Below are 12,724 nucleotides of genomic sequence, written 5' to 3'. Positions count from 1 at the left end.
CTCGACTTGCATGTATTAGGCACGCCGCCAGCGTTCGTCCTGAGCCAGGATCAAACTCTCCATTAAAGAAAAGCTGATTAAAGCTCAAAATTTACTACTGACGAGAATTTGCATTCTCTTTATGACACTCACTCAATGTTCAGTTTTCAAAGGGCAATGATGTTCGCCATCTTTCGACTTCGTTTTACAACCCGTCAAAAGCGACCTCTTTAATATACCACATCTTCAACCTGTAATGCAAGTACTTTTTTTAAGTTTTTTTTCGAAACTCTTCAAAAGCTTGTCCTTGCACCAGTTTGCGATGCCCCAGCTCATGGCCGGAAGACTAATATACCATGGCTCAAATCGAAAATCAACCCCTCTGCATAAAAAAGATACAAACCAGCGTTGGTTTGTATCCCAGTGCAGAAATATCACTTTAAATTCCGGTGGCCGCAGCTGCTGACAGCTCCTTGTGGATTTCGTTGTGAATATGACCATTCGTAGCCAGAACATCGCGGACATGCAAGCTGTACGGATTCCCATCCATATCGGTAACCTTCCCGCCCGATTCGGAAATAAGCAGCGCTCCGGCAGCCATATCCCAAGAATTTAAGCCAATTTCCCAAAATCCGCTCAAGCGTCCTGCAGCTACATAAGCCATATGCAGAGCAGCAGATCCCGCCACGCGAAGATTCCTTACTTTAGGAGCCAACGCTTGAACGCCTCGCAGGTTCACCGGCAGGGCGCCTGCCCGATCGGCAGGGAATCCGGTTGCAACCAAACTGTCGATGAGCTTCGTTTCGGAAGAAACTTGCATACGCTTTCCTTTAAGATAAGCGCCTTTTCCCTTCTCGGCAACATACAGTTCGTTATGAATGGGGTTGTAAACAACGCCGACAATAACCTCGCCTTTATGAGCAAGCGCCAGCGAGATGGAGAAAAAGGGAAAGCCGTGTACGAAATTCGTCGTGCCATCCAACGGATCGACGATCCACAAATATTCGGCGTCTCTCAGTTGCTCCAGCGCTCGCTTGGAAGCGTCCGGACCGGGAGCGACTCCTTCTTCGCCCAAAATAACGTGATGAGGGAAATGCGTCAGTATCAAATTGCGAATCATCGTTTCGGCGCCTTTATCGACTTCCGTGACAAGATCGTGGGACGAATATTTGGTTTGCAGCTTGTTGAAGTCCCCAAGTTTGCTTTGAATCCATTCTCCCGCTTTGGAAGCGATATTAATTGCGACCGCGGTAAAGCTTTTGCTGCCGACAGCAAAGGAGGGGATGTTGGGATTGGTCATTACTAATCATTCCTTTTCTATACCAATAAATAAAAGTCTTTTTAATCCTAGTGACATGACAACAGATCGAATAGTATCAGTATAGTTAATATACGTAAAATATGCTACGGAGTTTCGTCCAAACCGGCAGTCAATTGTAACAAAACCTTGATTTTCCCCAAATACCCAATTTATACAAGAAACCATCCGCCGATATGACGGATGGCTGTGTTATAAGTAGAGGATTAAACTCCGACAATATGGTAACCGCCATCGACATAAATCACTTCTCCCGTAATCCCGCGGGATAGATGGCTCATTAAGAAGAGGGCGGTATCTCCAACCTCGGCGGTTTCGGTCGTGCGGCGAAGGGGCGCTTTTTCCTCGACGATTTTCAAGATGGAATTGAAATCTTTGATGCCTTTGGCTGCGAGGGTACGGATCGGGCCGGCCGATATGGCATTAACACGGATATTATATTGGCCGAGATCGTTCGCCAAATAACGTACGCTGGCTTCGAGTGCCGCTTTGGCGATCCCCATGACGTTATAGTTTTTCATAGCCCGTTCGGCGCCCAAGTAAGTCATGGTCATGATGCTGCCGCCTTCAGTCATCAGCGGGTAAAGCTTCTGGGCCACGGCCACCAGGGAGTACGCGCTTATATCATGAGCTAATACAAAGCCGTCTCTCGACGTATTGACGAACAGCCCTTCCAGCTCCTCCGTGCGCGCAAAAGCGATGCTGTGCACAATGCCATGCAACACGCCAAACTGTTCTTTCAAGGCTCCGGCCAGCTTCTCGATATCTTCATCCGAAGTGACGTTGCAGGGCAGGATGACGGAGTTCGGAATCGTATCAGCCAGCTTCCGCACCCGCTCCTCGACCCGCTCGCTTTCATATGTAAAAACAAGTCTTGCGCCGTGGCTTGCCAAAGATTGCGCGATCGCCCAGGCAATGCTGCGGTCGTTAGCGACCCCCATGACCAATATGTTTTTGCCGGCAACCAAGTTCATATCCACCAATTCCCCTCTCATCCATAAAATAGGGCTAGGACAACTTTCTCCCTTCTCAACGTACTTGATTTTAACAAAGATTTCAAGTGTGTGGATTCGCCGAAAGTTACAGCTCAAACGAGGCTTGGGACAATATCGTAATCCCTTCTTCCTGACCGATCGCTTCCATAAGATGAAACAGCGCTTCGTCTTTCCTTTTTGCCTCAAGCATGATATCGAGCCGAGGTGTTGTCGGGGCAATGGCACGCAAAAAAGGCATGAGAATGCCGGTATTGATGAAATCGGCATGGCCGCGGGGATCTTTGTCGCTTTTGGGGCTGGAGACATGAATTTTGGGCGGCAATTCGTGCGGAGGAACTGTGGTATCCGCCTGCGCTTTCTGACCTTGCCATGTCCGTTGAATGCGCGGCCATAACTCTTCCGCCACCTCTGCACTCCGGTTCAATTGGTCGTGATGAATGTCAAGCACCATCGGAACCCCGACCTCCTCGCATACCTCCAAGGTTTCGAGGGCGGTAAACGTCTTGTCGTCGTTCTCCAGCGTCATCCGCTCCCGAATCCGCTCCTCTAAAGCATCGAAATTGCGAATGAACCGTTCTGTTGCCATTGTTTTGTTGCCGTACGTGCCCCCAATATGAATGTTGCACTTGGCCGACGCGTCCAGTCCCATCGCCTCCAGCATGCGAACATGACGATCCAGATCGGCGAAAGAGTGCCGCAGCACCTCCTCCCGCGGAGTGCTTAATACTGTAAAATGATCGGGGTGAAAACTGATGCGCATCCGATGCTTCCGGGCGTAGCTGCCGACTTCCGCAAACGATTCCGCCAGCACTTCCATCGGGTCCCAATCGCTAAGCATCTCATGGCCGACTAAGGGAATCAGCTTGGAGGAGCAGCGGTATAGATCGATGTCATGCGCCCGGTTATGCTTTAGCAGCCGCAGCGTGTTGTGAAGATTCTCGGCGGCAATCCGCTCCAGCTTGCGCAGCGCCGCATCCCGGTCGTCAAGCTTGGCGAAGTTGGTATACGTCATCGTTTTGGAAGGCGAGGCATTCTGGACAATCATGGACATCGCTACATAACCAAGACGAACGATCATGCTACAATCACGCTCCCGATAGTTAACTACTCCATAGCTTTTCCCCGGAAAGAAAAAAGCACCCTCTTCCATGGCTGGAAAAGGATGCTGTCCTTAATGGTTTACGCACCGTAAGGTCGGCCGAGCTGACAGTCTACGCCCGCTCTCCGAAAAACATTTCGTGAGCCAACGACGTCTGGATGCGCACTTCTTCCTCGTTCAGCTTGCGAACCAGCTCCATCTCGACCTGCGTCACTTCTTCGCCCTGAAAATTAATTTCGGCGATAGAGGCCAAAATTTTAACGATGGCAACGGCTTGGTTATCCGGCGTGTAGGCGATGACTTTCTGTCCGGTAGGAAACACGCGGAAGCCGCTCTTCATCATTTTGCCGCGGCCGTACTCCAGCAGCTCGAACAGCTCTTGTTCGGATTTGAACTTGCATACGGAATTGAACTCGGTTTGAAATCCCATGAATTCGCTCCTTTCAGCCATTTTTAGCTTAAGCATATCGAACCCGAGAAGACAAAAGCAAGTTCCGGCGCTTAACCTGCACTGAAGGTTAGTCCAAGGTATACTCCAAGCGCTGCTTCTCGGCGTGACGGTCCAACGCAAGATGAATTAAATCGTCGATCAACTCGCTGTAAGGCTTCCCGCTCTCGCGCCACAGTAGCGGATACATGCTGTAAGGAGTGAAGCCCGGCATAGTGTTTATTTCATTAATGAAGATTTTGTTGTCTTCTTTCCGCAGGAAGAAATCGACGCGGGACAAGCCCGAACCGTCGATAGCCGTAAACGCCCGAATGGCGAGCTCCCTGATTTCTTCCGCGGTCTCTTGCGGAATTTCCGCCGGAATAATCATCGACGAGGTGCCGTCGACATATTTGGCCTTGTAATCGTAAAACTCGCTCGAAGATACGATCTCGCCGACGACGGAGGCTTGCGGCTCGTCGTTGCCGAGCACCGCCACTTCCACCTCGCGGGCATTCACGAACTCTTCGACAATGACCTTGCGGTCGTAACGAAATGCTTGATTGACGGCGGCAAGCAGCTCTTCGCGGTTGCGTGCTTTGCTTACGCCGACGCTCGATCCGAGGTTGGCCGGCTTGACGAAGCAGGGATATCCGATCGAGATTTCAATTTCCATCAGGAAATAGGCGTTGTCTTTTTCCCACTGGCTTCGCGTAAAGTGACGGAAAATGCATTGAGGCAGGCCTTCCTGGGCGAATATTTTTTTCATGGTGATTTTGTCCATGCCTACGGACGAAGCCAGTACGCCTGCGCCTACGTAGGCGATGTTCGCCATTTCGAGCAGCCCTTGAATGGTGCCGTCTTCGCCGAACGTGCCGTGCAGTAAAGGAAATACGACATCCAGCGGGGCAAACGGCGCAGAAGCGCCCGACACCTTAATCGGCGCGTCGGCGGAAGCCGGTTGGGCGGCAAAAAACGGCTGAAGGGCAAACTCTCCCGAAGATTCGGACGAGCTATCGAACGCAAGCTCTTTGACCGATTCGGCCGGCGTCATAAGCTGCGGTCCCGAATGCCAGTCCCCTTGCTTGGTTATGTAAAACGGCTGCACTTCATATTTGTTCAAGTCGAATGCTTTGATGACGGCCAGTGCCGTTTGGAGCGAGACTTCATGCTCCCCGGATTTGCCGCCGTAAATCAAGCCTACACGTATTTTGTCGCTCATAGAAACCTCCGGAAGAATGTTGATCCATGCCGTCTAAAATGATGAAAAAGCGGGCTCCGTGCATGGCCGACGGCAGAAAAGCGAAGCCTAAACTACGGCACTGCTAAATTCGGAAAGATTAAAAAGAATCGGATAAATGCAGAAAACGGTAGCGCGTTCGCTTCGTCCAAGCCGGGGAATCCGCATAGCTCCAGTACCGATGCTTGCTGTTGATCGTCTGAGCATTGACAAGCGGCATGCCGCTTGGGTCCTTGGCGGTAACAATGGTCGTATGCTGATACCGGCCGTCGCCGTCCCAATCGTAACTTATGACATCGCCCAAATCGAGCTGTTGCGGATTCGCCACTTCCTGGGCCCGCAGCCCTCTGCGGCTCGTCAGCAAATAGAACTGCAGACTTTCGGCTACGGCCCAACTGAAGCTCCAGTGCTCCTGACCGCCGACCCGGCCTTTGTACCACCAGCCCGAATCCCTTTTACCAGTATAGTTCATAGGCGCTCCACCTGCAAAGATGCATTGGGACACGTAATTGCTGCAGTTGACCTCAAAAGCAAGATAGGTCGGATTGGTTCTATCCCACCATTGATCGGCGTAACGCACCACTTCGAGCCGGTTGTAAGGGGTGCGGGCGGCAGCTTGCTGGAAATGTGAAATGATTTGCGTATTCAAATACGGTACGGAAGGAGCACGCATTAACCCGACAGCGGCAAACGAATCTTCCGCCTGCATGATCCCGCCCGCAACCGGAGGTTTTAAACGTAAAGCCTGCTCCGTTCGAAGATATTCGATATGTACAACGGACCAGCCGTCTGACACCGGGGAAAGGGTGATCCGTTCCTGTTCGATCCGCTGCTCTTCGTGGAGGACCTGCCAAATCTCGCCGACGGTCGTCCGTCTGAGGGTGACGTCGGCTACGATGCTGTCTCCGCGCTCCGCCACTTGATCGACGGTAAGCCGGGTTTCGCTTTTGGTCGGTACGAATTGCCGCTGACGGTCGGTGTCCGCCCGCCGGGCAAGCCTCTCGGTCTGCGCACTCAAATAGGCGGCGTCCTTCACAAAGGGCAGCATCGGTTCCACGGAATAATCGATGTCCATTTGATTGCGATGATGTACATAGTCGTAGAGGGTCGCTTTCCAAGACACGGCATCGTTCCCCTTTCATTCGGAAGCCTGTACGGCTAAGATCGATTTATTTCTATAGGACAGAAAACATTCATTCCCATGGTATGCGCGCCGCCGAATAAAAATGAGCGAAATCCACCTTTACGAAACGGCCTTTCAGCATGTATACTATAGCTATGGCTAATAATGAAATCAAGTTTCATACAATGAAACAAGATCCATGCAGCTGATTACTTGTCTAAGGAGGAATAGCACCATGTCTAAAAAAGACCAATTCTCGGTCCGCAAGCAGCTGAACGTTGGCGGTCAATCGTACAACTACTACAGCCTGCAGGCGTTTGAAGCGCAAGGCAACGGCCATGTGCAAAATCTGCCTTTCTCCATTAAAGTTCTGCTTGAAGCCGCGATCCGTCAATTCGACGGCAAGGCGATCACGGCAGAGCACGTGAAACAAATTGCCGGCTGGGCTTCCGAACGCGATGCCAACAAAGAAATTCCATTCATTCCGGCACGGATCGTGCTGCAGGACTTCACCGGCGTACCGGTCGTCGTCGATCTGGCAGCCATGAGAGATACGATGAAACGGGCGGGCGGCGACCCGAAACGGATCAACCCGCTTGTTCCGGTCGACCTCGTTATCGACCACTCGGTTATGGTTGATGCCTTCGGTTCCCCGGACGCACTCGAATATAACGAACGCATCGAATTCGAGCGCAACGAGGAGCGCTATCGCTTCCTGCGCTGGGCGCAAACGGCGTTCGACAACTTCCGTGCCGTGCCGCCGGATACCGGTATCGTTCACCAAGTTAACCTTGAATATCTCGCATCCGTCGCAGCAACGAAAACCGTTGACGGCGAAACGGAAGTTTATCCGGATTCCCTCGTCGGTACGGACTCCCATACGACGATGATCAACGGTCTGGGTATCGTTGGCTGGGGCGTCGGCGGTATCGAAGCCGAAGCAGGCATGCTGGGCCAACCGCTGTATTTCGTTACGCCGGAAGTTATCGGCTTGAAGCTGACCGGTACGCTGGCGGAAGGCGCTACGGCAACCGACCTCGCGCTCACCGTAACCCAAATGCTGCGCAAAAAAGGCGTTGTCGGCAAATTCGTCGAATTCTACGGCCTAGGCCTGAGCAACATCAGCTTGGCAGACCGTGCGACGGTAGCGAACATGGCTCCGGAATACGGCGCAACGATCGGCTTCTTCCCGGTGGACTCCGAGTCCTTGAACTACATGAGAGGCACGGGCCGCAGCGAAGAGCAAATCGCGCTTGTCGAAGCTTACTATAAAGAGCAAGGCATGTTCCGCACCGACGCAACGCCAGATCCGGTGTTCAGCGATACGCTGGAGCTTGACCTCAGTTCGGTCGTTCCGAGCTTGGCTGGTCCGAAGCGTCCGCAAGACCGCGTCGAGCTGACGAACATGAAGGAATCGTTCAACAGCATCATCCGCACCCCGATCGAAAAAGGCGGCTACGGCTTGTCCGACGAGAAAATCGCGGAAACGGTCGAAGTGAAGCATCCGAACAGCGAAACGAGCAAAATGGGCACAGGCGCCGTCGTCATCGCAGCGATTACTTCCTGTACCAATACGTCTAACCCAAGCGTTATGCTGGGCGCCGGTCTCGTTGCGAAGAAAGCGGTAGCTCTCGGCCTCCAAAAACCGGGCTACGTCAAAAGCAGCTTGACGCCAGGCTCCCTGGTCGTTACCGAATACCTGAAAAAAGCCGGTCTGCTCGAACCGCTTGAAGCTCTCGGCTTCCACGTCGCCGGCTATGGCTGTGCAACGTGTATCGGTAACTCCGGTCCGCTGCCGGACGAAGTCAGCAAAGCGATCGCCGACAACGATATGACCGTAGCTGCCGTACTGTCGGGCAACCGGAACTTCGAAGGCCGCGTTCACGCCCAAGTGAAAGCTAACTACCTGGCTTCTCCGCCGCTTGTCGTCGCTTACGCTTTGGCCGGTACGGTCAACATCGATCTGGCGAACGATCCGATCGGCTACAACCAAAAGAACGAGCCGGTTTACCTGAAAGACATCTGGCCGACATCGCAGGAGATTCAAGAAGCGATCCAAACCGCGATGAGCCCTGCGCTGTACCGTGAAAAATATGCCAACGTGTTCCGTTCCAACGAGCGCTTCAACGCGATCCAAGTACCGGAAGGCGAGCTGTACGAGTGGCCGACTTCCACGTATATCGCGAACCCGCCGTTCTTCGAGAACTTGGGCGCCGGACTGTCGGACATCGCGGATATCCGCGGAGCCAAGACGCTTGCGCTGCTCGGCGACTCCGTCACGACGGACCATATCTCGCCTGCGGGTAACATCAAGGTCGACAGCCCTGCCGGCAAATACTTGATCGAGCATGGCGTGAAGAAAGAAGACTTCAACTCCTACGGTTCCCGCCGCGGTAACCACGATGTTATGATGCGCGGTACGTTTGCGAACATCCGTATCCGCAACCAAGTGGCACCGGGCACCGAAGGCGGCGTAACGACTTACCTGCCGACTGGCGAAGTCATGTCCATCTACGATGCTTCCATGAAGTATCAAGAGCAAGGCACGAACCTCGTCGTTATTGCCGGCAAAGAATACGGCACAGGCAGCTCCCGCGACTGGGCGGCAAAAGGAACGTTCCTGCTCGGCGTGAAAGCCGTCATCGCGGAAAGCTTCGAGCGGATTCACCGTTCTAACCTTGTTGGCATGGGCGTGCTGCCGCTGCAATTCTCGGAAGGTCAAAGCTGGACATCGCTTGGCTTGACTGGCAGAGAAACGTTCGACATTACGGGTCTCAGCAACGACGTACAGCCGGGTCAAAAAGTATCCGTCAACGTCACGCGCGAAGACGGCTCGAGCTTCAGCTTCGAAGCCATTGTCCGTCTGGACAGCTACGTGGATGTCGATTACTACCGCAACGGCGGTATTCTGCAAACTGTCCTGCGTCAAATCATTGCGTAAGACGAAGCCTTTTATATACAGGAAAGCCCCAATCCTCCTCGCGAGGCCTTGGGGCTTCTTTTTTTGCTACATGAAGCAGCTCTGCCAATTACTTCAGCATCTTGCCCATTCTGCGGGCGGCCTCCATCAACGCTGGCGCATGCTCCTTCATCTTCTTGAGCGTCAGCCGGTTGGCCGGCCCCGATACCGCGAGAGCGGCGACCAGCCGCTGGGCGCGGCCGAAGATCGGCGCCGCCACCGCCGCGGCGCCGGGTTCGCGCTCCTCGACGCTGGTGGCGTAGCCCAGCGTCTTTACTTCCTCCAGCTGCTGCAAATAAGCAGCTGAAGATACCGCCGTCGGCCAGGACGGGTCGCGCAGCAGCTGCTGCTGCTCGTTCCGATCGGCGAAAGCGACGAGGATCTTGCTCGACGCGCCGACGGACAGCGGCAGTCTCGCCCCGATCGGAGCAACCCGGCGGATCGCCTGGTTGCTCTGAACCGCCTGCACGCGGACGCGCTCCATGCCGTCGCGCACGTACAGGCTGACGGTCTCGCCGACTTGGTCGCGCAGTCGTTCCATCTCCGGCAGCACGATCAGCGCCGGATCGTCGCTGTGCGTCAAATTGGCGCTCAGCTCCCAGATGCGAAAGCCGAGACGGTACCGCTCCGAGCCCGGGTCGCGAATGATAAAGCCTTTGCCTTCCAGCGAGGCTAACAGCCGGTGGACCGTGCTTTTGTGCAGCCCGACCTTTGTGGAAATTTCCGTTAAGTTTAAATCTTCCGCTTCCGTAAAGCAAAGCAATATATCCAGAGCCCGTTCGACGGCGCGAACGGTTAGTTTGCCATCTTCGACCATATTCCCACTCCCCGAAAATCTGTTTCACTGGTTGAAATCTATTATAGCCGATTTCTATGCGTTTTCCTATATGAAGGTCGTTCCTGCTTCAATAAAATATTGTTTTTCCAGTAGTTGTAACAAACGATGTTACAGGGAGATTACAGAAAGTTTACATTTTTCGCGCAATATTGACGCCCGGTCTTTCTCCCTTTACTATAAAAATACAAGGATCTTACAAGCCTCGAATTTGCGATTCTGACAGCAAATGTACATCGCAAGTTTTTCCCTCCGATCGCTCGGATAAAAAGCTCGCGTTTTTCAAATCATTTATCAGGGCTGTACCCAACGTCATCCGCAACAGGCAGTCAAGTCATCTTAGTTTTCAATGGGAGGGATCCGGCATGGAAACCAATTCTTATTCACCCGCACCTTTAAGCACCACTACGGTTGAAAGCGCTATCAAACGAACTACCTTCCTTAGAAGGCACCGGGGTCTGCTTCTCGCTCTGCTGTCCGTTCTGCTTCTGCTGTTCAGCTTAACGATGGCCTTCCACGCTTATGTAGCTTGGACGCTGGGCCGGCCGCATATCGATCCGCTGCGTTCGAATCCCGCCGCTGCCTTCGGCGCCGCTTATGAGGACGTGCAATTTCCAAGTCTGAATGCCTCTTCGAATCTGTCCGGCTGGTATATCCCGTCGAGCGCGGGAACGGCAGCGGCCCGGCAAACGGTTGTGTTCTCGCACGGCTATGGCGGGAACCGCGAAGAAATCTGGGTGCCCATCTACGATTTGGCTAAGGCAGCCCACGATATGGGCTACAACGTGCTGATGTTTGATTACGGCTTCGTCCAGCCTCAGTGGAACGTGACAGGCGGTTTGCGCGAATCGCAAGAGCTGCTGGGCGCCATCCAGTACGCGAAAGACCGGGGAGCTGAAAAAGTGTTCGTCTGGGGCTTCTCGATGGGTGCCGGAACGGCTCTGCAGGCCGCGCTGCAAACGAAAGAGATCGACGGCATGATTCTGGACAGCACGTTCGTGCTCGAACCGGACACCTTGTACCATAACATGAAGCAGGCAGCGAATTTGCCGAAGTTTTCTCAAAACCTTGTGCATATGTTTTTCCCGCTGATCAATGGAGTCAGCTTGAACCAAGTGCCTTATAACAAAGTGAAAGAGACACAGTATTCGATGCCGATTTTTTTCATCCACAGCAAGAAAGATTTGCTGGCCCCGTACGAAATGACGGAAGGGATCTTCCAGAAGCAAAAAGCGGACTCCGGTTCCGCGTTGTGGCTGCTGGAAAACGACGGGCACGAGCTCATCTATCGCGCTCACAGCAAAAGCTATCTGGAGATGACGACCGGCTTCCTCCGTACGTTGTCCTCCGCTCCGGCACAACCGCTGAAGTATAGTAAAGCCCGTTAGACAAATCAAACATAGCTGTACACCTCCCCGAATACAATGTTCCTGTAGCGTCCGGCCGCGAAAGCCGGATGAAACAGAACGATGGGGAGGTTTTTGCGTATGCTGTACGTTTACGGTTCCTTGATGCCGCTCAGGGTATTGGAGGAAATTCGGTTCTGGAAAATGCAGGAGAGAGAACATACGGTCGTCATCCGTGAACTGGTACCCAAACTCGAACCGGAATATGCCGCGCTGCTGCAGCAATGGGAAGGTGTCCTTGCACAGACGGAAGCCGCCAGCCAGCAATGGATCAAAGCCGTGCTGCGGGCTAAGCCCCCGGTCGGTCCGTATATCATCGACAAAATTAATGAGCTGCTCTATGCGTCCATTGCCCAATCGCAGGAATTTATCCGACAGTTGTTTTTCATTCTGGAACGAAGCCGTCCGGTTCGGGCAAATCCGGTCGTCCAAACCGTGTTCTTGCATATCATACGCGAATCCGAATATTTCCTGGGCGTTCTGCATGCGGTCCAAAGCACACCTGAAGGAGCTGAAGAGTTTCGCGCCGAGGATGCAGTGGATGCACCGTATGCAGTGACAGAGAATCGTGCCCCGGACGAGGAGCAAGCGCACATCCACTTATGGCGCAGCGAAAACGAACCGCTTCCCATCGATCTGAATCAGCTAACGGCTACGCAGGAAGGCACGTGGTCGGGAGAACGCCCTCAGTCCCCCTATTCAAGGCCCGTACCGATTGGAGGCCATAAGCTGCCGCCTCTGCCCTATGCCTACAATGCACTCGAGCCGTATATCGATGCGGAAACGATGCGGCTGCATCATGACAAGCACCATAAAAGCTATGTTGACGGGCTAAATAAAGCCGAGAACATGCTTGCCCGCGCAAGGGAGACGGGCGACTTTTCGCTGGTTGCGCATTGGGAAAGGGAGGCGGCGTTCCACGGAGCCGGGCATTACCTCCATACGATTTTCTGGAATGTGATGAAGCCAGGCGGTGGCGGAAAAGCGACGGGACCGATCGCGGCAGAGATAAAAAAATCGTTCGGCTCCTACGAAGGGTTTCGCAAGCAATTCAGTGCAGCGGCGGAGAAAGTGGAAGGTGGCGGCTGGGCCATTCTGGTCTGGAGCCCGCGCAGCCACCGGCTGGAAATTTTGCAGGCGGAAAAGCATCAAAACTTGTCGCAATGGGACGTCATCCCGCTCCTCGTGCTGGATGTATGGGAGCACTCGTATTACCTTAAATATAAGAACGAACGGCCCAAATACATTGAAGCTTGGTGGAACACGGTGAATTGGGACCATGTTAACGAACGGTTCGCGGCTGCCCGTCATTTGATGTGGCTACCTTATTAAACCTAACGAAT

The 12,724-nt window shown here is 53.4% G+C and carries 10 protein-coding genes and 1 rRNA gene; 3 read left to right on the top strand and 8 right to left on the bottom strand.

Going from position 1 to position 12,724, the window contains the following annotated elements:
- The 7 genes from NLX71_RS20970 to NLX71_RS20940 form a co-directional block, all read right to left on the bottom strand.
- Positions 1–66 (bottom strand): 16S ribosomal RNA (locus NLX71_RS20970); the annotation flags it as partial.
- A 352-nt stretch (positions 67–418) separates the two neighbouring features.
- On the bottom strand, positions 419–1,279 hold the full coding sequence (locus NLX71_RS20965; protein WP_254365716.1) for an inositol monophosphatase family protein: 861 nt from the start codon (positions 1,277–1,279) through the stop codon (positions 419–421).
- A 224-nt stretch (positions 1,280–1,503) separates the two neighbouring features.
- Positions 1,504–2,271, bottom strand: a complete 768-nt coding sequence (gene fabI / locus NLX71_RS20960) for an enoyl-ACP reductase FabI (protein WP_254365715.1) — start codon at positions 2,269–2,271, stop codon at positions 1,504–1,506.
- Positions 2,272–2,377: 106 nt separating this feature from the next.
- Entirely contained in the window at positions 2,378–3,370 is a 993-nt protein-coding gene (gene uvsE, locus NLX71_RS20955; protein ID WP_254365714.1) for a UV DNA damage repair endonuclease UvsE, read from the bottom strand.
- A 133-nt stretch (positions 3,371–3,503) separates the two neighbouring features.
- On the bottom strand, positions 3,504–3,821 hold the full coding sequence (locus NLX71_RS20950) for a hypothetical protein (RefSeq protein ID WP_254365713.1): 318 nt from the start codon (positions 3,819–3,821) through the stop codon (positions 3,504–3,506).
- 88 nt (positions 3,822–3,909) lie between these two features.
- A complete protein-coding gene (locus tag NLX71_RS20945) occupies positions 3,910–5,040 on the bottom strand; it encodes a D-alanine--D-alanine ligase (RefSeq protein WP_254365712.1) in 1,131 nt (376 codons plus the stop codon).
- Between the two features lie 118 nt (positions 5,041–5,158).
- A complete protein-coding gene (locus tag NLX71_RS20940) occupies positions 5,159–6,181 on the bottom strand; it encodes an amidase domain-containing protein (protein WP_254365711.1) in 1,023 nt (340 codons plus the stop codon).
- A 235-nt stretch (positions 6,182–6,416) separates the two neighbouring features.
- Between NLX71_RS20940 and acnA the strand changes: the two genes are divergently transcribed.
- Positions 6,417–9,122, top strand: coding sequence for an aconitate hydratase AcnA (gene acnA, locus NLX71_RS20935; RefSeq protein WP_254365710.1), 2,706 nt, complete (start codon positions 6,417–6,419; stop codon positions 9,120–9,122).
- An 88-nt stretch (positions 9,123–9,210) separates the two neighbouring features.
- Here acnA and NLX71_RS20930 read toward each other — a convergent pair whose 3' ends face one another.
- Positions 9,211–9,957: an IclR family transcriptional regulator gene (locus NLX71_RS20930; protein WP_254365709.1), complete on the bottom strand. Its 747-nt coding sequence runs from the start codon at positions 9,955–9,957 to the stop codon at positions 9,211–9,213.
- A gap of 383 nt (positions 9,958–10,340) precedes the next feature.
- On the opposite strand from NLX71_RS20930, the gene NLX71_RS20925 reads away from it, so the two are divergent.
- Both NLX71_RS20925 and NLX71_RS20920 read left to right on the top strand, forming a co-directional pair.
- On the top strand, positions 10,341–11,363 hold the full coding sequence (locus NLX71_RS20925) for an alpha/beta hydrolase (protein ID WP_254365708.1): 1,023 nt from the start codon (positions 10,341–10,343) through the stop codon (positions 11,361–11,363).
- 99 nt (positions 11,364–11,462) lie between these two features.
- Positions 11,463–12,713: a Fe-Mn family superoxide dismutase gene (locus tag NLX71_RS20920; protein ID WP_254365707.1), complete on the top strand. Its 1,251-nt coding sequence runs from the start codon at positions 11,463–11,465 to the stop codon at positions 12,711–12,713.
- Positions 12,714–12,724: the final 11 nt, after the last annotated feature.

Source organism: Paenibacillus sp. MZ04-78.2, from assembly GCF_024213375.1.
In the GTDB taxonomy this organism is placed as follows: Bacteria; Bacillota; Bacilli; order Paenibacillales; family NBRC-103111; genus Paenibacillus_G.
This window is presented reverse-complemented; position numbering and strand designations above follow the sequence as displayed.

Excerpts from the sequence above, each read along its gene's own strand:
- NLX71_RS20965 (WP_254365716.1), bottom strand. The coding sequence starts at position 1,279 with ATGACCAATCCCAACATCCCCTCCTTTGCTGTCGGCAGCAAAAGCTTT.
- fabI (WP_254365715.1), bottom strand. The coding sequence starts at position 2,271 with ATGAACTTGGTTGCCGGCAAAAACATATTGGTCATGGGGGTCGCTAAC.
- uvsE (WP_254365714.1), bottom strand. The coding sequence starts at position 3,370 with ATGATCGTTCGTCTTGGTTATGTAGCGATGTCCATGATTGTCCAGAAT.
- NLX71_RS20950 (WP_254365713.1), bottom strand. The coding sequence starts at position 3,821 with ATGGGATTTCAAACCGAGTTCAATTCCGTATGCAAGTTCAAATCCGAA.
- NLX71_RS20945 (WP_254365712.1), bottom strand. The coding sequence starts at position 5,040 with ATGAGCGACAAAATACGTGTAGGCTTGATTTACGGCGGCAAATCCGGG.
- acnA (WP_254365710.1), top strand. The coding sequence starts at position 6,417 with ATGTCTAAAAAAGACCAATTCTCGGTCCGCAAGCAGCTGAACGTTGGC.
- NLX71_RS20930 (WP_254365709.1), bottom strand. The coding sequence starts at position 9,957 with ATGGTCGAAGATGGCAAACTAACCGTTCGCGCCGTCGAACGGGCTCTG.
- NLX71_RS20925 (WP_254365708.1), top strand. The coding sequence starts at position 10,341 with ATGGAAACCAATTCTTATTCACCCGCACCTTTAAGCACCACTACGGTT.
- NLX71_RS20920 (WP_254365707.1), top strand. The coding sequence starts at position 11,463 with ATGCTGTACGTTTACGGTTCCTTGATGCCGCTCAGGGTATTGGAGGAA.